Consider the following 23917-nt stretch of genomic DNA (forward strand, 5'->3'; position numbering starts at 1 on the left):
TTAGAGTCTGTTCTCTACTTACTCAGCGCTCGGTGTTGATCCATCTTCGAGAACTGGAACAAGTGAGAGCTTGCCCTTGGGATCGATTTCACCGATCTCAACCTGAATCTTGTCGCCAACCTTCATAACTTCTTCAAGGTTTTCAATGCGCTTTCCACCATGCATCTTGCGAATCTGAGATACGTGGAGCAAGCCATCTTTACCTGGCATAAGAGAAATGAATGCACCGAATGCAGCAAGCTTTACAACGGTACCGAGGTAACGCTCTCCAACTTCTGGCATTTGTGGGTTAGCGATCGCATTGATCTGTGCACGTGCAGCTTCTGCTGACGGACCATCGACAGCGCCGATGTAGATCGTGCCATCATCTTCGATTGAGATATCAGCGCCAGTTTCATCTTGAATCTGGTTGATGATCTTGCCCTTAGGCCCGATTACCGCACCGATCTGATCTACTGGAATCTTTACAGAGATGATGCGAGGAGCAAATGGGCTCATCTCATCAGGTGTATCGATCGCTTCATTCATGACATCAAGGATCGCAAGACGCGCTTCCTTTGCTTGGTGAAGTGCGCCAGCAAGAACTGATGCAGGAATACCGTCAAGCTTGGTATCTAGTTGAAGAGCTGTAACGAAATCTTTAGTTCCGGCAACCTTGAAGTCCATATCTCCGAATGCATCTTCTGCACCCAAGATATCTGTCAAAGCAACGTACTCGACCTTGCCATCGACGGTATCTGAGATAAGACCCATTGCAATACCTGCAACTGGCGCCTTTAGTGGAACACCAGCGTTAAGCATCGCAAGTGTTGATGCGCAAACAGAACCCATTGAAGTTGAACCGTTTGAACCAAGTGCTTCAGAGACCTGACGAATTGCGTAAGGGAACTCTTCGCGAGTTGGAAGAACTGGAACAAGTGCACGCTCTGCAAGCGCTCCGTGTCCAATTTCGCGACGCTTTGGCGTGCCAACACGACCTGTTTCACCAGTTGAATATGGTGGGAAGTTGTAGTTGTGCATGTAACGCTTGTGGTTTTCTGGGTTCAAGGTGTCGAGCTGTTGCTCCATCTTGAGCATGTTAAGAGTTGTGATTCCGAGAATCTGAGTCTCGCCACGTTCGAAGATCGCTGATCCGTGAACGCGAGGAATAACTTCAACTTCAGCAGATAGCGCACGGATATCGCGAAGACCGCGACCATCGATACGGATCTTGTCACGCAATACGCGCTGGCGAACCAACTTCTTGGTGAGTGAGCGGAAAGCTGCAGGAACTTCTTTTTCGCGACCTTCGAAGGCAGCAGAAACTGATTCCTTAGTTGCAGCAGAGATCTCATCGATCTTAGTTTCGCGCTCTTGCTTACCGACGATTGTTAGCGCCTTTGCAAGATCATCCTTGGCAGCCTTTTCAACTGCTGCGAATACATCGTCTTGGTAATCCAAGAAGACAGGGAATTCAGCAGTTGGCTTTGCAGCAACCTTGGCTAACTTCGACTGTGCTTCGCAGAGAATCTTTATAAATGGCTTAGCTGCATCAAGTCCTTGTGCCACTACTTCTTCAGTAGGTGTTGGCTGACCGTTCTTGATTAGCTCGATTGTCTTAGCTGTTGCTTCTGCTTCAACCATCATGATTGCAACATCGCCATCGCTGATGCGACCGGCAACGACCATATCGAATACAGCGTTTTCAACCTGTGAATGGTTAGGGAAGGCAACCCATTGTCCGTCGATCAAAGCAACGCGAACGCCACCGATTGGACCTGAGAATGGAAGACCAGCAAGTTGTGTAGACATTGATGCCGCGTTGATCGCGATTACGTCGTACATGTGGTCTGGATCAAGTGCCATAACTGTTACAACGATCTGTACTTCATTACGAAGACCCTTTACGAATGATGGGCGCAATGGGCGGTCGATCAAACGACAAGTAAGGATTGCATCTTCTGATGGACGACCTTCGCGACGGAAGAATGATCCTGGGATGCGACCAACTGCGTACATCTTCTCTTCAACATCTACTGTCAAAGGAAAGAAATCGAATTGATCTTTTGGAGTCTTTGATGCAGTTGTTGCTGAGAAGATCATTGTCTGATCATCTAAGTAAACAGCTGCGGCTCCTGCTGCTTGACGCGCTAGGCGTCCGGTTTCAAAGCGAATCTCGCGCTTTCCGAATTTTCCGTTATCGATAACGGCTACTGATGTTTGTACTTCTTGACCCTCCATGGGTCCTCCTTTTGTTTATGTACCCAGCCCAGGTTCATAAGGAGTCTTCGATTAAAAGTTAAGTAATGAATCGTCGATCGAAGTTCACGCACAGGGATAAACCTTGCGGAAACCACTACCGAGGACCATTAGCTTTAAAGATTAATGAAAAAGCCAAACTCCCCTGGAGGGTAGTTATTTAATTAGCGGCGAATACCGAGCTTTTCGATAATCGCGCGATAACGATTGATATCTGTCTTTGACAAGTACTGAAGGATGCGACGACGCTGACCTACGAGCAACAACAGACCGCGACGGTTGTGGTGATCGTGAGGGTTTGTCTTCAAATGTGTAGTGATGTCTTCAATACGACGTGAGAGCAAAGCAACTTGTGCTTCAGGGCTTCCGGTGTCGGTAGCTGATGAGCCGTACTTTGCGATGATTTCTTTCTTTACTTCTGGTGTTAACGCCATTTCTGGACTCCTTTTAGTTACCGCCACGACGGCGACCGGTTTGATACACGGTCACTCACTTTGATCGTTGGACAGGGGCAAGGTTACCAGCGGGGCTGTGGGTAAAGGAAATCGAGGGATTTAGCCTTCAGTTAACGCTCGCGCACGGTCGCAATCCAACTTCATCTGCGCCAAAAGCGGCTCGAGGCCATCAAATTTCAAGGTATCGCGCAGACGCCAGCCAAATTCGATTGATGCGTTCTTGTCATAAAGTTCTAAGCCTTCTTGATCAAGTGCATATGCCTCTACTTGGCGACCACGTACGCCTTCAAATGTTGGATTGGTGCCGATTGAAATTGCTGCAGGCCAGAAGTTAATTCCGACCGTTAGCCATCCTGCATATACGCCATCGGCAGGAATTGTTTGGCCATCAATATTTCCAAGATTTGCTGTTGGGTATCCAATTTCGCGACCACGTTTTTCACCGTGCACAACAACGCCATCTAGGCGGTGCGGGCGAGAAAGTAAGGTGCGCGCTTCTTCAACCTTTCCTTCAACAACTAATTTGCGGATGCGCGAAGAAGAAATAACATCACTTTCTTCAGACTTTAACTCTTGGACATCTACGGTGAAGTTAAAGTTCAAACTATCCTTGATTAGCGACTCGATATTACCTGCTGCTTTATGGCCATAAGTGAAGTTCTTGCCCACGATAACTGTAGAAACGCTCAACTGGCTGACTAGAACATCCTTCACAAAATCTTCCGGAGACATAGCCGCAAATTTCTCGTTGAACTTAAGCACCGCCACTTGATCGGCGTTGTGGATCTTTAACAACTCCACGCGATCGGCCAAGGTGGTCAGCATCGTCGGAGCGCGATCTGGTGCAAATATCTGCATCGGATGTGGATCGAAAGTTAACGCGATTATTGAACGGCCATCGGCGATCTCTTTGGCGCGGTTAAGCAATAACTGGTGGCCTTTATGTACGCCATCGAAGACGCCTATTACGACGACGCTTCCAGAACTCATCTGCCTATTATCTCTGAATTAATTCGCCGCTGCAAAAACCGCTATTGGTTTTGCCTTGCCGGATTCGTTCTGTAAAAGTGCAATTAGGCGGTTATCTGGTGAGAGCGCAGCAAAGATATCTTCACCTGAATTTGAAGGAAGTGGTCTTCCGAATGAGAGTTCGGCAACCTCATCAAGAGCTAACTCGCGGACCGAGAATGTGGCACGCGCAACATCTGCTAGATCTAAAGTTTTAAAATCTTGCGCCTTGAGCGCATCGAAGGTAATCGCCTGATCAATTGCGAATCCCGCAACTCGCGTACGGCGCAGCGCTGACAAGTGACCACCAACGGCTAATTCGCTTCCTAGATCGCGTGCGATAGCGCGGATGAAAGTGCCAGCCGAACATGTGACATCGATATCTATCTCAATTCGTGAACTGGTACGGCGAATATCTAGTACATCTAAAGATGAAATTGTGATCGTACGAGCGGCCAGCTCAAATACTTCGCCGGCGCGCACTCGGTCATAGGCGCGCTCTCCTGCAACCTTTACAGCAGATACCGAACTTGGGCGTTGCTGAATCTCCCCCACCATTTTGGAAAGGTCTACTCTAATTTCTTCGTCGGTAATCTTTGAAGCATCAGCTTCAGAAATGACTTCACCTTCTTGATCATCGGTAACTGTTGCCGCACCTAATACAACAGTTGCCAGATAAGACTTGTCGCCATCGGTGATGTACTGCAATAAGCGAGTTCCGTTACCAAAACCGAGAACGAGTACGCCGGTTGCCATCGGATCTAGCGTGCCAGCATGGCCAACTTTGCGTGTGCCAAGTGCCTTGCGCGCAACTGCCACAACATCATGGCTAGTCATGGCGGGTGCTTTATCTACAACTAGAAAGCCATCCATTAGTTAGGAGTTAATCTTCAATAACTTTTGGAACTTTATAGGGATCTGCTCCCCCAGCAAATGTTGCATTCTTGCGCAGTTGAGCAACCTCAGCATCCAGAACATGGACCTTATCCAAGAGTGAATCAAGTGCTTTCGCAGATTCAGGAAGTCCATCTTCAAAGAATTCGATCGTAGGCGTAATGCGAGTCTGAAGATCGCGACCTACAGCGCTGCGAATGACTCCTTTTGCGCTCTCAAGTGCAGCGGCAGTTGCAGCGCGTTGTTCTTCATCACCGAGCACGGTGTAGAAGATCGACGCATTTTGCAGATCGCCAGTTACGCGCGCATCTGTGACAGTGACGAAACCGAGACGAGGATCTTTAATCTTCGTCTCAAGCAGCTGCGCCACTACCACTTTGATGCGATCGGCAACTTTCTGAGTGCGATGTGATTGGCCCATAATTATGCGCGCTTCTTCTCGCGCATCTCAAAGACCTGAATGGTGTCTCCGATTTGCAGATCCTTCATATTGCCAAGGCCAATACCGCACTCGAAGCCTTCTTTAACTTCGGTGGCATCGTCTTTGAAGCGCTTGAGCGAATCAATGGTTAGGTCATCGGCGATGATTTCAGTACCGCGCATGATGCGCGCCTTGGCATTTCGCTTGATAGAACCATCGCGAACGATAGAACCTGCGATATTGCCGGCCTTTGAAGATTTAAAGATCTCACGGACTTCTGCATTACCGAGAACGATTTCTTCGTACTCTGGCTTGAGCAAGCCCTTAAGAGATAGCTCGATCTCTTCAATTGCGTTGTAGATAACTGAATAGAAGCGAACTTCTACACCTTCTTGATCAGCATATATCGCTGTCTGTGGTTCTGGCTTCACGTTAAAGCCAATAACTACAGCAGTTGATGCTGAAGCCAAAGTGATATCTGACTTGGTGATTGCACCTACGCCACGGTGGATAACGCGAAGATCAACTTCTGCTCCGACATCGAGTTGCATAAGTGCATCTTCGAGCGCTTCTACAGAACCTGAAACGTCACCCTTAAGGATGAGGTTAAGTGTTGAGACCTTGGACTGCTCCATAAAGTCTTCAAGTGAAACCTTCTTGCGCGCCTTAGCAAGTTGCGCGTTACGTTCTGCAGCCTGACGCTTTTCAGCGATCTGACGCGCAGTTCGGTCTTCATCTGCAACCAAGAAGGTATCGCCTGCACTTGGAACCGATGTGAAACCTAGAACCTGCACTGGACGTGATGGTCCAGCGCTTTCTACGCTCTCACCGTGCTCATCGAGCATCGCACGAACGCGACCAAATGAACCGCCAGCAACAATTGCATCACCGATTTTGAGCGTTCCGCGTTGCACAAGAACTGTGGCAACTGGTCCGCGACCGCGATCGAGGTGAGCTTCAATGGCAACACCGCGCGCTGAATCTTCGGCAACTGCGCGAAGATCGATTGCAGCATCTGCTGTTAGAAGAATTGCATCGATGAGTTCGTTAACGCCTACACCTGATTTAGCAGAGACGTTTACGAAGAGAGTTTCTCCGCCGTACTCTTCTGCGATCAAGTTGTACTCGGTCAATTGCTGGCGGACCTTATCTGGGTTCGCGCCTTCTTTATCAACCTTGTTAACGGCGACAACGATTGGGACATCTGCAGCTTGAGCGTGGTTTAACGCTTCAATTGTCTGCGGCATGATTCCGTCATCTGCTGCAACAACGAGTACTGCGATATCTGTGACCTTGGCACCACGAGCACGCATAGCGGTGAACGCTTCGTGGCCAGGTGTATCGATAAAGGTAATCGCACGGTTTACGCCGTCATGATCATGGTGAATTTGGTAGGCACCGATGTGCTGAGTGATTCCACCGGCTTCGGTCTTTAGGACCTCAGATTTACGTATGGCATCGAGCAAACTGGTCTTACCGTGATCGACGTGTCCCATAACAGTTACAACTGGGGGACGTGCAACCAGTAGATCTGCATCCAGATCGGCAAGTTCTTGCGCAAGATCGATATCGAAATCTTGCAAGAGTTCGCGGTCTTCATCTTCTGGGCTAACAATTTGGATTACATATCCAAGTTGTGCACCAAGAATTTCAAATGTGTCAGCATCTACTGATTGAGTTGCAGTAACCATTTCACCTAAGTGGAATAGCGCAGCTACCAACGCTGCTGCATCTGCACCGATCTTTTCAGCGAAATCTGCCAGGGTTGAACCGCGACGCATGCGGATCTGAGTCTTTCCATCACCGTGAGGAATAACTGCGCCACCCAATTGTGGAGCTTGCATATTGTCGAATTCATCGCGCAGCGCTTTTCTTGATTTTGGTTTGCGCTTGCTGCTCTTACTTGCATTCTTTCCAAATGCACCTGCAGCGCCGCCGCGACCTGGACCACGATTAGGACCGCCGCCTGGACGTTGTGGGCCACCAGTAGTTGGTGCACCAGTTGAAGGACCGCCAGATGAAGGACCACCGGAACGATATGGACCAGAAGATGAACCTGGTGCACCTGCACCTGCAGGACGTGACTGATAATTTCCAGGACCGCCGCTACCTGCTGGTCGTGGAGTATTTGGACGCGCTGCAAAACCAGGACGAACAGAACCAGGACGTGGTCCTGACATTCCGGGACGTGCACCTGGTGCACCTGCAGGACGTTGTGGTGGACGTGGAACTGCGCCGCCAGTTGAGAATGGATTATTTCCGGGACGTGGCGGACGTGGAACTGCAGGTGTTGTTCCACCAGAAGTTGAGAATGGATTATTTCCAGGACGTGGAGCAGCCGGTTTACTTTCAGCAGCTGGCGCTTCTTCATCTGAAACAGGTGTTGGTGCAGGAGCCGTTGCCGCAGCGCTTTCAGCGCGCGATGCTTTTAGCGCCTCTAAATCAACGCCGAGTTCGGCGGCAAGTTCGGCGGCAAGTTCAGGGTTAACTTCTGCAGTTTTCTTAGCAGCGGTCTTCTTTGCAGCTGCTTTCTTAACTGGCTTGGCATCGGAAACTGGCTTGGCATCGGGATACATCTCGATGAGCTTGCGCACGACCGGCGCTTCTACAGTTGATGATGCTGAGCGGACGAATTCGCCCATTTCTTGGAGTTTTGCAAGGACAACCTTGCTCTCCATACCGAGTTGTTTTGCCAACTCATGTACGCGGACCTTTGACACATTTCTCCTGTCTTGGCCCGCAATCTTTATTCTAGATATTTATCTAGGGATGCGAGCCTTAGTTGTAAGACCTCATAATCTGAACGAGCTCATTTGAGTTTCATATCTTTCGCATCCATATCTTTAAGTTAATAACTAATTGTCTGACTTTAAACGCTCATCTAAGAACACTTTAAATTTTGAAAGATCCGGCGCTTGCTCCAGCTTGAAGGCTGATTTAAACGCTTTCCGATCTATTGCGATGTAGCCACAAGATAAGTGGAGCCAGGCTCCCCTACCGTGAGATTTTCCACCGCTTGTTGGAGTAATTACCCCATCAACACAGTTGACTCGCAATAGCTGCGAAGGCTCTTGAGATTTACGACAAACGATGCAGGTGCGTATCGGTTTGATACCTCTTTGCATTGCAGCCATTTCTCTAACCTTCAACAAGGGTTAAGGATAGCGAAGAGCGGCTATTTCACCTAAATCCCTGCGTAGCAGGTGCGTTTATTTAGGTCCAATCACCTAGGCACAGTTGGGGTGTCGGGATGGATATCAATACGCCAACCAGTCAGGCGTGCAGCCAGCCGCGCATTCTGTCCATCTTTGCCAATTGCAAGTGAGAGTTGGTAATCAGGCACGGTTACTTTTGCAGATCGCGTTGCAAGATCAACAATTTCAACCTTGGTAACTTTTGCAGGAGAAAGTGCATGCGCAACAAATTGTGCAGGATCTTCTGACCAATCGACGATATCAATTTTTTCACCATGCAGCTCTTCCATAACTGCATTGGCACGTGAACCCATTGGACCAATTAAAGATCCCTTAGGTGAAACACCTGCACGGTGTGAGCGGACCGCCAACTTTGTGCGATGTCCTGCCTCGCGCGCAACTTCCATAATCTCAACGATGCGATCGTTGATTTCGGGAACTTCGAGTGCAAAGAGTTGCTTAACTAGCGCAGGATGGCTGCGCGAGAGCATGATCTCTGGCCCTTTCATTCCCTGTTTAACTTCAACTACAAAGCACTTGATGCGATCGCCATGATTGTAAACCTCACCAGGAACTTGTTCTTGCGGAGGAATGCGACCTTCAACTTTGCCGAGGTTGACGTTAATCATCTTGGGATCGCGACCTTGCTGCACAATTCCAGAGATAACATCGCCAACGGATGCGCTGAACTCTCCAACAATTTCAGCATCGTTATTAGCACGCATCTTTAACTTGATGACCTGTCTGACAGTCGAAGTTGCGGTACGCGCAAAACCTTCCGGTTCATCGCGATCTTCTGAGATTCTTTCGCCAAGTTCGTTAAATGTCGGAACCCAGATAACAATCTCGCCAGTTTCGCGATCGATGCTGGCACGGGCTTGGCGCTTTGGCGCATCAGTCTCGTAGTAAGCGGTCAATACTCCTGCTTCAATTTCAGTAATCAAATCTTCAAGTGGCATCTGCTTATGGGTTGCCAGCGCGATTAGCGCATCGACATCGACCTGGCCTTTATTCATCGCCAGCCTCGTCATTTAAATTCTGAGCTTCTTCTTTTCGGTTAAATTCGATTTCAACGACTGCACGCTTTATATCTGCGAAGTTAACGGTATGGGTTTTGATTCGCCCCTTGATGTTTTCAACGAGCGTCGCTGTTACTTCGTTAAATTCAGTGAGGCGACCAGTGGTAACAGTTCCATCTTGCAGAGTTACCTTTACCAAGCGAGTTAAGTTCTTGGTCCAATGGCGTGGCAGAGTTAGTGGACGATCAACACCAGGTGAAGTTACTTCTAGAGTAAAAGGTGTTTCATCCATAAAGGTAGCGGTATCAAGAAGTTCTGAGATCAACCGTGAGACAACGGTGACTTGATCTAGGTTTAGCGGGCTCTGGCCATCAACGATGCAGGTAACTACGCGGTGGCTGCCGGCAGATGTTAATTGGACTTCTTCTAGGAAGAAACCGGCTTCTGTAACAGCGGGTTCGATCAACTGGGTAATTGACTGTGTCAGTGACACTTCTGGCTCCTTATTAATTTGTTATTTAGTTTTTTACTACGTCCCAAGTTTAGCACCGATTATTTTATGGTTAACGCAGCGCGGTAAAAGTATCGAAAGCTACTTTTAGAATCAGCGCTGCCGTAATTGCCATAAAGACTTTTCTCACCAAACCTGAGCCGCCACGTAGGGCTATGCGAACTCCGATTAGTCCGCCACAGACATTGGCGATCGCCAGGGTCAGGCCAATTTTCCAGAGAATTTCACCGTTGACGCCAAAGACCAGAATGGCACCGCCGTTGGTAGCTACATTGACGACTTTAGCTATTGCAGAGGCTGATAGAAATGCAAAGCCCATAACTGCAACCAGTAGAAGAATTAGAAAAGAACCGGTCCCTGGGCCGATGATGCCATCGTAGAAACCAATTACTAACGCCGCAACAGCCGAGATCTTCAACCGTTTGCTTTCACTATGACGCATCGATTCAATCTGCCCCAGTTGCGGACGTTTCCAGGTATAGATCAGAACTGCGATTAAGAGCGCAACAACTAGTGGTTTCAAAACTTCTGTTGGAATAAGTGAGGCAAGAGATGCACCACCCATCGATCCAATAAAGGCGGGTATCGCCATTACTATTAATAGCTTCGAACTTACCTTTATATTTCGGCGATAGGTGAGCGCGGACGCAGTTGTTCCGAAGATCGAGGGGACTTTATTTGTTCCGAGAACTACAACGGTTTCAGTTTTTGCAAGTCCTATCAACATTGCGGGAAGTTGAATTAGCCCTCCCCCGCCAGCTATCGCATCAATAAGTCCAGCGCAGAAAGCAGCAGCTGCCAGAAAGGCCAGTGTGTAGAGAGTTAGATCTGCAAACACTTTAGGAAAGTGATGCGATTAGAGTTGTTACGGCAGAGATGGCATCACCAACTGCAACTTCAGATTTCTCACCTGATTTACGGTTACGGAGCTCGATCTTGCCATCTGCAAGTGATTTACCAACAACGATAATCACAGGGATTCCGATTAGCTCGGCATCTTTAAATTTAACGCCAGCGCTTGGATCACGGCGATCATCGAGCATTACTGTGATGCCAGATGCCTCAAGCTTGGTTGCGATATCTAGCGCGGTATCAAATGGCAGATCTTCTTTACCAGTGGCAACGATGTGTACCTTCGCTGGCGCTACTTCTAGCGGCCAAACCAGGCCAATCTCGTCATAACTTTGTTCAGCGATTGCCGCTACTGCGCGCGATACGCCGATTCCATAAGAGCCCATTGTGACAACTTGTGATTTACCGTTTTGATCAAGCACAGTAAGACCAAGTGCATCCGCGTACTTGCGACCTAATTGGAAGATATGACCGATCTCAATAGCGCGATCAATAACTACTGCAGTTGAACATTCTGGACATGAATCGCCTTCACGAATTTCAGCAGCTTCAACATATGCGTCAGGTGTGAAGTCACGACCGTTAACTACGTTGCGGGCATGGCGATCTTTCTTATTTGCACCAGTTACCCAAGAAGTACCAGGTGCAACGCGAGGATCGGCGTAGACAGTGATGCCAAACTTTCCAGCATCTTGTGGGCCGATATATCCCTTAACTAATCCTGGGTGCTTTGCAAAATCTGCTTCTTCAAATACACGCAGCTCTTCTACTCCAGGTAACCCTGCCTGCAAACGCTTAAGATCGACTTCGCGATCACCGGGAACCAAAACTGAGATCGCTTTCTTATCGGCCATCAACAAAACATTTTTTAGAGTTGATGCACCGGTAAATCCGCCACCGAATTTTAAATTGAGTACATCAACTAGTGAATCGATGGTTGGAGTATTTGGAGTATCGAGTTCCTCAAGCGCTGGAACACCTGATGCATCGGCAGGCGTAACTTTGGTGACCATCGCTTCTACGTTTGCTGCAAATCCACACTTCGGGCAGAGAACATAAGTATCTTCACCGGTTGGGCAAGGCGCTAAGAACTCTTCCGATTTAGATCCACCCATCGCGCCAGAGACTGCCTTAACGATGTTGTACTTAAGGTGGAGACGATCGAAGGTGGTGATATAGGCATCGCGATGCTTGTCGTAAGAAATTCCGAGGCCCTCATCAGTTAAATCAAATGAGTAAGAATCCTTCATAACGAACTCGCGGCCGCGGATGATTCCGCTACGTGGGCGCGCTTCATCGCGGAACTTATTTTGAATCTGATAAATGGTCAACGGTAAGTCTTTATAGGATGAATATTCACCTTTAACCATCAAGGTAAACATCTCTTCGTGGGTTGGACCTAGTAAATAATCTCCACCTTTGCGATCTTGCAATCTAAAGAGCGATGGTCCGTACTCTTCCCAGCGATTGGTGGCCTCATATGCCTCTTTCGGCAAGAGCGCTGGAAAATGAACTTCCTGAAATCCAGCCTTATCCATTTCTTCACGGATGATATTTTCGACATTGCGTAGAGTGATTACGCCAAGTGGCAACCATGAGTAAATTCCAGCAGCGATACGGCGGATATATCCCGCGCGTACTAAGAGCTTATGGCTTGGAACTTCTGCATCGGCAGGATCATCGCGCAGTGTGCGAAGAAATAGGCTGGACATGCGCAACATGGGCGCAACCTTATCGCGTAATTACTTAACTGTGACGGAAGGTTCGCCTGAACCAACGCCAGCGGCTTCCATTTCCTCAGCCAAACGCATCGCTTCTTCGATAAGAGTTTCAACGATCATCGCTTCAGGAACGGTCTTGATTACTTCACCCTTAACAAAGATCTGGCCTTTACCGTTTCCAGATGCAACTCCAAGATCTGCCTCGCGCGCTTCGCCGGGTCCATTTACGACACAACCCATAACTGCAACGCGAAGTGGAACGGTCATTCCTTCGAGCCCTGCTTGTACTTTTTCAGCCAAGGTATAGACATCTACTTGTGCGCGACCGCATGAAGGGCAAGAGACAATCTCGAGCTTACGTTGGCGTAAGTTAAGTGACTCGAGAATTGAAATACCAACTTTTACTTCCTCAACAGGAGGTGCCGACATTGATACGCGAATCGTGTCCCCGATTCCTTCTGCGAGCAAAATTCCAAATGCGGTTGCAGATTTTATTGTTGCTTGGAAGGCAGGACCTGCCTCGGTGACGCCAAGGTGTAATGGGTAATCACACTTTGCTGCCAAAATGCGATAAGCGTTAACCATAGTGACAGGGTCATGATGCTTAACTGAAATCTTTAGATTTGAGAAACCATGTTCTTCAAAGAGCGAAGCTTCCCAGAGCGCAGATTCGGCAAGTGCTTCAGGAGTTGCTTTGCCGTACTTTGCAAGTAACCGTGGATCAAGTGATCCGGCATTTACTCCGATACGAATTGGAATACCAGCATCACCTGCGGCTTTGGCTACCTCTTTTACCTTGTCATCGAATTGTTTGATATTTCCTGGGTTTACACGGACCGCGGCACAACCAGCATCGATTGCGGCGAAAATATATTTTGGCTGGAAGTGAATATCTGCAATAACTGGAATCTGTGATTTCTTTGCAATCTGAGCAAGCGCATCTGCATCATCTTGGCTTGGAACTGCAACACGAACAATCTGACAACCAGCAGCGGTTAGTTCAGCGATCTGCTGCAGAGTTGAATTCACATCGGCAGTTAGCGTTGTGCACATCGATTGAACGCTCACTGGTGAATCGCTACCTACCCCGACGCTGCCAACTCGCAACTGCTTCGTCTTACGTCGCGGATGAAGTGGAGCAGGAGGGGCGCTAGGAATTCCGAGATCAACCATGGGGCTATTCTGCACCAAAAATAGGTAATCGGCGATTTAACCGCCGCAGCGCTGCTTAGAAGTTGAGCGAAATTGGATTGAAGATATCTGCAATCAAAAGTAGGACAGTCAGCGCAGCCAAGATCACAAAGACCGTTGCAGTAATTGGTGTGAGCACTTGCACATCAATAGCGGCTGGTCTTGGCTTTCGGCGGATTCGTGCAAAGAGCGCACGAATTTCATCTGCAATAGCTACCGCCATATGGCCACCATCTAGTGGCAATATCGGTAAGAGATTAAAGAGACCTACAAAGATATTTAAACTAGCAACAATCAAGATAAATGTTCCGAGACGTTCAGCCAGATCTAACTCACCGCTAGCTGCTGCTTGACCAGATACGCGGGCAACTCCGACGACTCCGACTAAACCATTTTGATCTCGTTCTTCGCCACCAAATGTCTGACCCCAAAGTGCAGGGATCTTGGTAGGAAGTTGTACAAGAGAGGTTGCTGATGCAGAAGTAAATCTCCAAGTTAACTCGGCTGCTCGAGTAACTGATGAAACTGGGCTCATCCGCTTAGTTCCGAATTCATTGATAATGCCGAGTACATAACGTGATGTGCCATCATCGATATCGGTCATCCGCGGTGCTGCCGAAATATCTTGAATTACACCGCCTCTTTCAATGGTGAAGGTGAGCGGGCGCCCTTCTGAGTTTCGGATCTTTAAAAGTTGATCTTGCCAATCGGTTGAGCGATCACCGTCAATTGCAATGATCTGATCACCTTTTTGAAAACCAGCCGCTGCTGCAGCGCTATTTGCGGCAACGGAATCAATAACGGGTAGAACTTGATTTACGCCAACGCCAGCTAAAAGAACGAAGAGTAAGAGATAGCCGAGAACAAAATGAAGAAATGAACCAGCACCTAAGACAATTAATTTACGCCCTGATGATGCGCGATAGAAAGCACGGCCTTCTTCACCTTCTGGCATCTCATCGCGTGGAGTCATTCCGTCGATGCGGCAATAACCACCGGCTGGGATAGCTTTGATTCCGAACTCAGTTTCACCACGTTGACGCGACCAGATGCGCTTGCCAAATCCAACGAAGAACTCAGAGACTCGCATTCCGTAACGACGCGCTGTGAGGTAGTGCCCAAATTCGTGCACCATCACTGAGAAGAGCAGGGCAAAGATAAAGGCGAGGATTCCGACGAGTTGCATTAACGGGCTGCTTTCTGAAGAAGTTCGGTGGCGATTGCTCGCGCATCCTCTTCGATGGCACTGACATCAGATAGATCACGCGGGGCGCTTGCCGATTTTCCGCCGAGCTTCTGGACGACTTCTTCAACTGTTTCCACGATCGAAGTAAAGCCAATTTTTCCTGAGATAAACGAGGCAACGCATACTTCGTTTGCCGCGTTGAAAATTGCAGGTAGTCCGCCGCCGAGCGCGCCACAACGTCGCGCCAAATCAATTGCTGGAAAGCGTTCGTTATCGATCGGTGCAAATGTCCAGGTATGAGATTGCGTCCAATCAATTGGCGCTGTTGCCGCCTTTACGCGATCTGGGTGGTTAATTGCGAAAGAGATTGGCCCCTTCATATTTGGAGGCGATGCTTGGGCAATCGTTGATCCATCTATGTACTCGACCATTGAGTGCACAACTGATTGCGGATGAATAACTGCTTCAATTTGTGAGTAAGGAATCGCAAATAGGTAGTGGGCTTCAATTATCTCAAGGCCCTTATTTACAAGCGTCGCAGAGTTAATTGTTACGACCGGCCCCATCGACCAAGTTGGGTGGTTAAGTGCTTCTGCAACAGTGATCGCAGATAAATCAGTGCGGTCGCGAAATGGGCCTCCACTTGCGGTGAGAACTAACTTGGAAACTTCAGATTTCTTTCCACCCATTAGCGATTGCCAGAGAGCCGAATGTTCAGAATCAACCGGCAATAATTGATCAGGCTTTGCCAGAGACATCACTAATTCACCGCCTGCCACGAGTGATTCTTTATTGGCTAGGGCGAGGCGATTTCCCACACGAAGAGCTGCCAGAGTTGGGCCTAATCCAATTGAACCAGTTATGCCATTTAAAACTACATCGCAAGTGATCGCTGCTATTTCAGTGGATGCCAGCGGCCCATCAATTACCGTTGCATTAGGTAGCGCAGCTTTAATTTGATCAGCGTTCTTAGTAACGCCAATTACGGGAACGTTGAATTTCTTTGCTTGGGAAATTAATAGTTCGGTATTACTGCCAGCTGCCGTTATAGCAACAACGCGAAATAGCGATGGATTGGCCTCAACAATTTCCAGTGCCTGAACACCAATAGATCCCGTTGAACCAAGGATTACTAAATCTTTCACTGCTGCTACCAATTAACTATCTATCGAGAAGATTTTGCGTTGGTGAATACGGAGTTCCGCTACGACGTTTTGCGATCGCAGATAAAGCTTCTAATACAACGCGGTTGGCAAGAATTGCGGTGATATCAGCGCTATCAAATGGAGGAGCAACTTCAACGACATCAATTCCGACAACGGGAAGTTCTAGACAGATACGACGCACTGCTTCAAGTAGTTCACGGCTAGTCATTCCACCTGGTTCGGGAGTTCCGGTGCCTGGAGCCATGCCTGGATCAACCACATCTATATCCACTGAGAGAAATACGCCATCGCATCCATCGGTAAGGGTTGCAAAGGATTCATCAAGAACTTTATTGAGCCCGCGGTGATGGATTTCTGTCATCTCGTATGAGCGCATACCTTGATCGCGCATCCAATTTAAAGTCTTGTCATCTGGCCAATATCCGCGAAGCCCTAGTTGCAGGAAGCGATCACCGCGAACATGGCCTGATTCAATTAAGCGACGCATTGGAGTTCCGTGACCAACTAGCGCACCAAATTGATCCTCACCTGTGTCGGCATGGGCATCAAAGTGGATCATGGAAATTTTGCCAAGGCCGCGGTGTTTTGCAATACCTGCAACATCTGCTGATGCGATCGAGTGGTCTCCCCCAAGAATTACCGGAATCTTTCCAGCGCGCGAAATCTTTTCAGTTGCCTCTTCTAAAACTTTTAAGGATGAAACTAGATCTCCAGGTGGCATCATCAAATCGCCTGCGTCATAAACCTTTAGCGCCTTTAGCGCATCGATGCGCAGGGCAAGGTGTGGGCGCTCAGCATCATGTGGCAGATAATCTCCGCCGCGAATTGCTTGCGGACCAAACTTGGCACCAGAGCGATGTGAAGTTCCGGAATCAATTGGTGCGCCAACAATGATTACATCAGCATCAGCGTATGACTTTGGATCATCTAAATCGCACTGTGGGATTCCAAGAAATGTAAAACTTGGTCCATACATATTGCCGTGGTTTGCCATTGGTTAAGGATAGTTGCTAACGATTAAGAATCGAACCCAAGGCCAAGTGAATCCAGGAGTCTGAGCCAGAGATTGCGCTTGCCGTGGTGTTTATCTGCCTGATTGATCGACCACTGCGTGAGGCGGATAAAAATGAATCTGAGAGGTTCGGGTGGAAATGGCATCGGCTTCTTGCGAACCATCTTTAATCTGGTTCGCTCATTATCTTTGCCATCCAATAGATCAAGCATTACTTGGGCGCCAAAGCGCGTTGAACCAACTCCCAAACCTGTATATCCCAATACATAGGCGACGCGTCCACCATAAGCGGCTCCCCAGAAAGGTGAGAAGCGCGAACAAGTATCTATTGCTCCGCCCCAGCCGTGTGTGAATTTAATTCCCTTTAGCTGCGGGAAAGTTTCTAAGAATGCTTCTGCCAGATGTGCATACGTTTCAGCATCTGTTTCATACTCTTGTCGTACCTTGCCACGGAAGTTATAGATGGCGTCATATCCGCCCCAAAGAATCTCATTATCTTTAGTCATTCGATAGTAATGGAACTGATTACCTGCATCAGATAGGCCTTCGCGCTCCTTCCAGCCAATTGATTGGAGTTGTTCAGCGGTCAAAGGTTCAGTAACTAGTTGGAAGTCATAGACAGGAACTACATATTTATGCGCGCGTTTAATGAGTGACTTGAAAACATTTGTAGCGAGTGCAACCTTTGTGGCATAAACGCTTCCATATGGAGTGTGAACAATCATGCCGTTCTTAGTGCGCTCTAAACGATCTACATGCGAATTTTCAAATATCTTTACACCCAGGCTGATACATGCTCGTTCGAGCCCCCAGACTAAGCGAGCAGGATCTACTAGCGCCGTGCCATCTGGATCCCAGAGCGCTCCTTTGTAGATTGGAGATTTAACTCGGGCTTGTACTTGCTCTTGGCTTAAAAGCTCAACGTTGTCACCGAATGAATTACGGAGTTCGGCTTCTTCTCCTAGCCCCTGCATCTGCCAATCTTCGACAGCAACTCGAAGTTCACCGTTCCATTCAAAATTACATTCGATTCCGTACTTCTTTATTGTCGCCTCAATCGCATCTAAATTCTCGCGACCTAGCTTTTCAATAACCGCCATCTCATCTTTAAATCGACTATATCCATTCATAAATCCATGGGTTAGTGAGTAACTGCAGAAACCACCGTTGCGACCGGAAGCACCCGCACCAGTTTCGCGCTGTTCGACAACAACAACTTCGCGTTCTGGATTTGCTTCCTTAGCTAAGAGCGCCGTCCAAAGACCGGTGTAACCGGCACCGACAATGCATAAATCTGATCTCACATCGCCGATTAACGTTGGATGCGGCATTGGTTCGAGTGGATCTTCATCCAACCAATAAAGCTCTGGCTGCATCTGGGATAAATGGTTAAGAATCGATGGGTCGATATTCGCCATCACGTTTTCCGGTAAGCCCGGAAATCACCTCTGCAATTACTAGTAGTAGTTAAGGCGTACTTTAGCGCGCTTTACGGCGATTTAGGATCTGCCCCGCTATAACGATCGCAAGTGCAAGGAAGAACATGCTTGAGGCAATTACATTTGCTTGCGCCGGGATACCACGAGCGGCCGCGGTATAAACAAATTTGGGAAAAGTTATAACAGTTCCTGAGTTGAAATTGGTAATAATAAAGTCGTCGAAGGAAAGACTGAAGGCTAGTAACGCAGCGCCTGCAATACCAGGTGCCACTAGTGGAAGAGTTACGCGGCGGAAAGTTTGAAATTCATTGGCATACAAATCCATCGCAGCTTGTTCAAGTCGCGGATCAAGGCTTGCGATACGCGCCTTCACAGTAACTACAACGAAGGAGATACAGAAAACCACGTGCGCAATAACAGTTGGCCAAAATCCTGGGTTGATGTGAAGTACTAGGAAGAGAGAAAGCAACGATGCGCCAAGGACAATTTCAGGGGTTGCCATCGGTAAGAAAATCAAGAGATTTGAAGTTGAGCGACCTCTAAATTTATGGCGGCCAATTGCAAATGCAATCATCGTCCCTAAGATCGTTGAGAAGATAGTTGCCAGTAGGCCGATCTTGATCGAATTTGCTAAGGCGTTACAGACTTCAGGTGCGCCACAAGGGTTCTGCCAATTATCGAGGGTGAAGCCTTTCCAGATTAAGTTGCTCTTTCCGGAATCATTAAACGAGAATGCAAAGGTGTAGGCAACTGGAATAAAGAGATAGGTGAAGGCCAAGAACATATAAACGCGGATTAAATTACGTCCAAACCAACGCTGGAATCTAAGAACCGGAGAAATTGTTGGCGCTTTTGCTTCAGCGATCTTCTTGCTCATACCAACTCCTCCGTTCCGGCCTTGCGGATATAGAGCGTTACCAGGATCAAGATCGCCGCCATCAATGTAAATGAGAGCGCTGCCGCGGTTGGGTAATCAACAATCTTGAAGTAGCGAGATTCAATAACATTACCGATCATCTTGGTATTTGGGCTACCCAAGATCGCAGCATTTACATAGTCACCAGCTGCTGGAATAAATGTCAGCAAAGTTCCTGCAACAACACCTGGCATAGATAACGGCAGGGTGACTTTGCGGAAGGTAGTAAAACCATTGGCGTATAGATCACCTGATGCTTCCAAGGTGCGTGGATCAATGCGATCGATCGAGGCATATAACGGCAAAGTCATAAAGGGTAAGAAGTTATAGGTCATACCCATGACCACTGCAAATGCGGTCGAAGTTAAAGTTGTACTGTCGCTGATAACTCCGATTGTTCGCAGAGTCGGAACTACGAATCCTTCTTCACCAAGTATCTGCTTCCAGGCAACTGTGCGAAGAATGAAAGATGTAAAGAACGGAGCGACGACTAGAACTAAGAAGAAGTTTTTATATTTGCCTGATTTAAAGGCGATTGCATAGGCGAGCGGATAAGAGATCGCTAGCGCTAGCAACGTTGCGATAAGTGCGTAGATAAATGAGCGGCCGAACTGTTCCTTGTTTTCGACAAAAGCATCGATGTAGTTTCCAAATCGGAAGGTTTGTTCGTATTGGCCGGTATCTCCCCCGCTTAAGGGCGTCTGGGTAGATGTCTGTGCCAAATTCGCGATCGGCAGGATGAAGAAGGTAAAGAGGAATGCAAAACCTGGCAAAAGAAGAAGGTAAGGCGTTCTGATCTTTTGCATCGAAGTTGCGACTTACTCTTCGTCTAGATCTTCGGGATTTACTTCAGAGCCAGCAGTTACATCTTCATCGCCGCGAAGTGCGAATGTGAAGACTGGCGCCCAAGAAATGTTTACTGCATCACCCTTATTAAATGGCGCGACTCCATCATCGTTTTGCTCAAAGACCATTAGCTCTTGTCCCCAAGGCATTTCGACTTGGTACTGAGTTGAAACACCGATGTAAGAAACATCTTCGATGCGTCCACCAGTTAGAACGTTTCCTGAAACAGGTGTATCTAGCAATGAAATACGGAATTTTTCAGGGCGGATACCTGCATACATTGAGTTATCGACTGCATGAGAACGGTTCTTTGGAAGTGAAATCTTCTGTCCATAAAGATCGGCGATGATTGAATCGCCATCGTTTCCGGTGATTGTTCCCTTAATTAGATTTGATTGTCCAAGGAAGTTAGCAACAAATGCGGTCTCTGGATTGTCGTAGAGATCTGCAGGAGATCCCATCTGCTCAATCTTTCCTTCATTCATAACGGCGATTGTGTCGGCCATAGTCATGGCTTCTTCTTGATCGTGAGTTACGTGAACGAAGGTAAGACCAACTTCTTTCTGAATCCATTTAAGTTCGATCTGCATTTGGCGACGCAATTTAAGGTCGAGCGCGCCAAGTGGTTCATCGAGAAGCAGAAGCGCTGGACGGTTAACGATCGCGCGAGCAAGTGCGATGCGTTGTTGTTGTCCGCCAGATAGCTGGGTTGGTTTACGACCTGCTAGATGCGGAAGTTCAACGAGGTTAAGTACCTTATTAACTTCGGCATCTACATCTTTAATACCGCGACGGCGCAGGCCGAAAGCGATATTTTCAAAGATAGTTAAATGTGGAAAGAGCGCGTAGTTCTGAAAAACGGTATTGATTGGACGCTGATAAGGCTTTGTTGTCGTGATATCTGTTTCACCTAAGTGAATGCTGCCAATCGTTGGTTCTTCAAGTCCTGCGATCATGCGCAAGGTTGTTGTCTTACCGCAACCAGAAGGTCCAAGTAGTGCAAAGAATGAACCTTTAGGGATGGTAAGTGAAAGATCATCTACCGCCTTGAAATCACCATACTCCTTAGTGATTCGAGTAAGTATTAAATCCCCTCGCGCCGAACTAGCGTCAAAAGACACTTAGTTGCCGGCGGCCTTCTGGAACGCTTCGGTCCAAGCAGTCTCTTCTGTTGGAGTTAGCGAACGGAAGACGCTGAGATTCTTCATCGTTGCTTCAGTTGGGAATATGTATTCGCTCTTAGCTAGATCTGGATCGATCTTTTCCATCTCAGCTTGAGCGCCCTTAACTGGAGTTACATAGTTAACGTAGGCAGCAACTTCTGCTGCGATCGCTGGGTCGTAGTACCAGTTGATCAACTTTTCAGCGCTTGCCTTAGCTTCTGGAGTTGCAGTTGATGGGATCAAGAGATTATCGCCTGAAATAGTTCCGCCTGACTCAGGAATTGCGAAGTCAAACTTTCCTTCATTCTCTGAAGCCAAGATAAACATATCTCCAGACCAACCGATAACAGCAGTTGCATCGCCTGAGGTGAGATCTTCTGCGTATTCGTTGCCCTTAACGCCGCGAATCCAGCCATCTGAAATCTTTCCAGCCATGAAATCAACTGCGTTCATGAACTGATCTTCAGTAACAGTTGCAGGATCTGCACCTTGCGCTAGCAAGATGATTCCAATTGTGTCGCGAAGTTCAGAGAGCACAACGATCTTGCCCTTATTTGCTGGAGCAAAGAGATCATCGAGTGTGCGAACACCCTTTGGGTTCTTTTCAGTGTTCCAACCGAAACCACCCATGATGCCTTGCCAGGTAAGAGTTGATTCGCGCTTTGGATCGTATGAAGGTGATGCAAGAGTGTCGAGAATATTTGTCTTATTTGGAATATTTGCAGCATCAAACTTCTGCGCATAACCGAGGCGAATCCAACGCGCTGCCATCCAGTCGGTTGGGCTGACAAGGTCGTAACCAATATCTTCGTTTAGCTTTAGTTGCGCTTGAACTTTTCCGTAGAACTCATCGTTATCGTTGTAATCTTCAAAGTATTTAGTTTCAATACCAGTTGCTTCAGTGAACTTATCAAGTGTTGGATAAGTCTTATTCGCTTCATCGAAATCTAAGTAAAGAGGCCAGTTGCCCCAACGAACTAATTCACCTGATGCAGCAGAGTCTCCGCCTGATCCGCATGCGGCGAGCGCACCAGCAGCGCCAACGCCACCGATACCTGCGAGAACTGCGCGACGTGAAACACGTGCGTTAATAATTGAACGTGCTTCTGGTGATAGAGGTGACTTCTTAGCCATGTTGATGGGCTCCTTTTTGATTTTCCGGAACAAGGGACGGTTGTGCAGGGCTCATTATGTAACCGATTTGCCCTGCACGCCAAACAATTTCGCTGTGATTTAGCGAAAATTTATCTGATTTTTTACCCGTTTAGGTTGGTCATGACGTGCTTGATGCGGGTGTAATCCTCAAAGCCGTAGGCCGATAGATCTTTGCCATAGCCAGAGCGCTTGAAGCCGCCGTGCGGCATCTCGGCAACGATTGGGATATGGGTATTGATCCAGACGCAGCCGAAGTCAAAGGCCTTGGCCATGCGCATCGCGGTGCCGTGATCCTTGGTCCAGACGGATGATGCCAGCCCGTACTCGACGCCATTTGAAAGGGCGATCGCTTCAGCCTCATCCTTAAATTTCTGGATAGTAATGACCGGTCCGAAGATTTCAGATTGGATGTGCTCATCCTGCTGACGCAAGTCTGCGATTACTGTTGGAGCGATGAAATAACCTGCGCGATCTAGGGCAGACCCACCTGCGACCACGCGCGCATGTGATGGCACGCGATTTAGGAAACCTTTAACGCGTTCGAATTGAGCAGCGTTATTTACCGGACCAACGATTACATCTTCATTTGGCATACCAACTGCGATCTCGTTAGTTGCTTGGTGGGCGAGAAGTTTGACCATCTCTTCATAGACGCCTTCTTGCACCAAGACGCGAGTTGCAGCGGTGCAATCTTGACCTGAGTTGAAGAAGCCTGCGATAGCGATACCTGCTGCAGCTGCTTCTAGATCTGCATCGTTAAAGACTACAACTGGAGCCTTGCCACCGAGTTCGAGGTGAACGCGCTTTAACTGCTTTGCGGCACTTCCCGCAACTTCCATACCTGCGCGCACTGAGCCAGTAATTGAAACCATCGCTGGCGTTGCATGCTCAACAACAGCTTTTCCAGTTTCGCGTTCTCCGCAAATCACATTGATCACGCCATCTGGCAAAAATTCGCCCATGATCTCGGCCATAAATACTGTTGATGCTGGAGTTGTATCACTTGGCTTTAGTACCACTGCGTTACCTGCTGCAATTGCCGGTGCCCATTTCCAAACCGCCATCATCATTGGGTAGTTCCATGGAGTTACTTGCCCGCAGACACCTACTGGCTCGCGACGAATAAATGAGGTCATTCCCTTCATATATTCACCTGCCGATTTACCTTCTAGGTTGCGAGCAGCGCCAGCGAAGAAGCGGATCTGATCAATCATTGGAGGAACTTCTTCTGAAGTTGTTAGTCCAATTGGCTTTCCGCAGTTTTCGGATTCGATGGCGATGATCTCAGCTGCGCGAGATTCAATCGCATCGGCAATTTTAAGGAGCGCGCGTTGGCGCTCTGAAGGAGTTGAATCACGCCATTCGGTGAAGGCGTTAGCAGCGGCAGACATGGCCTTATCGACATCGGCAGCGTTTGAATTCGGTGCAGTTGCGAATGCTTCTCCTGTTGCTGGGTTAATCAGCGTCGTTGTCTCCCCAGAAGATGAGTCAACTAACTTTCCATTAACAAAGTTCTGCAACTTTTTCATT

21 protein-coding genes are annotated in these 23917 nt (G+C 48.0%); all 21 read right to left on the reverse strand.

The features are described 5' to 3' along the window. Positions 1-18: 18 nt before the first annotated feature. Entirely contained in the window at positions 19-2220 is a 2202-nt protein-coding gene (locus tag A1sIIB60_RS04505; RefSeq protein ID WP_095689284.1) for a polyribonucleotide nucleotidyltransferase, read from the reverse strand. Positions 2221-2402: 182 nt separating this feature from the next. Next, positions 2403-2672 (reverse strand): 30S ribosomal protein S15, encoded by a 270-nt coding sequence (gene rpsO, locus A1sIIB60_RS04510; protein WP_095527135.1) that lies wholly within the window; start codon positions 2670-2672, stop codon positions 2403-2405. 120 nt (positions 2673-2792) lie between these two features. After that, complete coding sequence (locus A1sIIB60_RS04515; protein WP_095689285.1) at positions 2793-3683, reverse strand: bifunctional riboflavin kinase/FAD synthetase; 891 nt, start codon at positions 3681-3683, stop codon at positions 2793-2795. Positions 3684-3701: 18 nt separating this feature from the next. Further along, positions 3702-4574: a tRNA pseudouridine(55) synthase TruB gene (gene truB / locus A1sIIB60_RS04520; protein ID WP_095689286.1), complete on the reverse strand. Its 873-nt coding sequence runs from the start codon at positions 4572-4574 to the stop codon at positions 3702-3704. Positions 4575-4584: 10 nt separating this feature from the next. Further along, positions 4585-5016, reverse strand: coding sequence for a 30S ribosome-binding factor RbfA (rbfA, locus tag A1sIIB60_RS04525; protein ID WP_095689287.1), 432 nt, complete (start codon positions 5014-5016; stop codon positions 4585-4587). A 2-nt stretch (positions 5017-5018) separates the two neighbouring features. After that, entirely contained in the window at positions 5019-7736 is a 2718-nt protein-coding gene (gene infB, locus A1sIIB60_RS04530; RefSeq protein ID WP_095689288.1) for a translation initiation factor IF-2, read from the reverse strand. Between the two features lie 135 nt (positions 7737-7871). Next, positions 7872-8150: a YlxR family protein gene (locus A1sIIB60_RS04535; protein WP_095671288.1), complete on the reverse strand. Its 279-nt coding sequence runs from the start codon at positions 8148-8150 to the stop codon at positions 7872-7874. An 89-nt stretch (positions 8151-8239) separates the two neighbouring features. Next, positions 8240-9226 (reverse strand): transcription termination factor NusA, encoded by a 987-nt coding sequence (gene nusA, locus A1sIIB60_RS04540; protein WP_095689289.1) that lies wholly within the window; start codon positions 9224-9226, stop codon positions 8240-8242. Then, a complete protein-coding gene (gene rimP, locus A1sIIB60_RS04545) occupies positions 9219-9722 on the reverse strand; it encodes a ribosome maturation factor RimP (RefSeq protein WP_095689290.1) in 504 nt (167 codons plus the stop codon). The genes nusA and rimP overlap by 8 nt, the downstream gene beginning before the upstream one ends. A 70-nt stretch (positions 9723-9792) precedes the next feature. Continuing rightward, positions 9793-10578, reverse strand: coding sequence for a sulfite exporter TauE/SafE family protein (locus A1sIIB60_RS04550; RefSeq protein WP_095689291.1), 786 nt, complete (start codon positions 10576-10578; stop codon positions 9793-9795). Between the two features lies 1 nt (position 10579). Next, positions 10580-12313 carry a proline--tRNA ligase gene (locus A1sIIB60_RS04555; protein ID WP_095689292.1) on the reverse strand — a complete coding sequence of 578 codons (1734 nt, stop codon included), beginning with the start codon at positions 12311-12313 and terminating at the stop codon, positions 10580-10582. Positions 12314-12334: 21 nt separating this feature from the next. Next, on the reverse strand, positions 12335-13486 hold the full coding sequence (gene ispG / locus A1sIIB60_RS04560) for a flavodoxin-dependent (E)-4-hydroxy-3-methylbut-2-enyl-diphosphate synthase (protein WP_095671293.1): 1152 nt from the start codon (positions 13484-13486) through the stop codon (positions 12335-12337). Between the two features lie 55 nt (positions 13487-13541). Continuing rightward, on the reverse strand, positions 13542-14690 hold the full coding sequence (locus A1sIIB60_RS04565; RefSeq protein WP_095689293.1) for a M50 family metallopeptidase: 1149 nt from the start codon (positions 14688-14690) through the stop codon (positions 13542-13544). Continuing rightward, positions 14690-15835: a 1-deoxy-D-xylulose-5-phosphate reductoisomerase gene (gene dxr, locus A1sIIB60_RS04570; protein WP_095677874.1), complete on the reverse strand. Its 1146-nt coding sequence runs from the start codon at positions 15833-15835 to the stop codon at positions 14690-14692. Before dxr ends, A1sIIB60_RS04565 begins: the two co-directional genes overlap by 1 nt. 16 nt (positions 15836-15851) lie before the next feature. Continuing rightward, on the reverse strand, positions 15852-16850 hold the full coding sequence (gene speB / locus A1sIIB60_RS04575) for an agmatinase (protein WP_095689294.1): 999 nt from the start codon (positions 16848-16850) through the stop codon (positions 15852-15854). Between the two features lie 23 nt (positions 16851-16873). Beyond that, positions 16874-18286 (reverse strand): NAD(P)/FAD-dependent oxidoreductase, encoded by a 1413-nt coding sequence (locus A1sIIB60_RS04580; RefSeq protein ID WP_095689295.1) that lies wholly within the window; start codon positions 18284-18286, stop codon positions 16874-16876. Between the two features lie 61 nt (positions 18287-18347). Beyond that, a complete protein-coding gene (locus A1sIIB60_RS04585) occupies positions 18348-19184 on the reverse strand; it encodes an ABC transporter permease (RefSeq protein WP_095689296.1) in 837 nt (278 codons plus the stop codon). Beyond that, a complete protein-coding gene (locus A1sIIB60_RS04590) occupies positions 19181-20029 on the reverse strand; it encodes an ABC transporter permease (protein ID WP_095689297.1) in 849 nt (282 codons plus the stop codon). Before A1sIIB60_RS04590 ends, A1sIIB60_RS04585 begins: the two co-directional genes overlap by 4 nt. 12 nt (positions 20030-20041) lie before the next feature. Continuing rightward, complete coding sequence (locus A1sIIB60_RS04595) at positions 20042-21190, reverse strand: ABC transporter ATP-binding protein (protein WP_095671299.1); 1149 nt, start codon at positions 21188-21190, stop codon at positions 20042-20044. Further along, positions 21191-22366: an ABC transporter substrate-binding protein gene (locus A1sIIB60_RS04600; protein ID WP_095689298.1), complete on the reverse strand. Its 1176-nt coding sequence runs from the start codon at positions 22364-22366 to the stop codon at positions 21191-21193. 122 nt (positions 22367-22488) lie between these two features. Continuing rightward, positions 22489-23916: a gamma-aminobutyraldehyde dehydrogenase gene (locus tag A1sIIB60_RS04605; protein ID WP_095689299.1), complete on the reverse strand. Its 1428-nt coding sequence runs from the start codon at positions 23914-23916 to the stop codon at positions 22489-22491. Position 23917: the final 1 nt, after the last annotated feature.

The organism is Candidatus Planktophila lacus (assembly GCF_002288385.1).
Taxonomy (GTDB): domain Bacteria; phylum Actinomycetota; class Actinomycetes; order Nanopelagicales; family Nanopelagicaceae; genus Planktophila; species Planktophila lacus_D.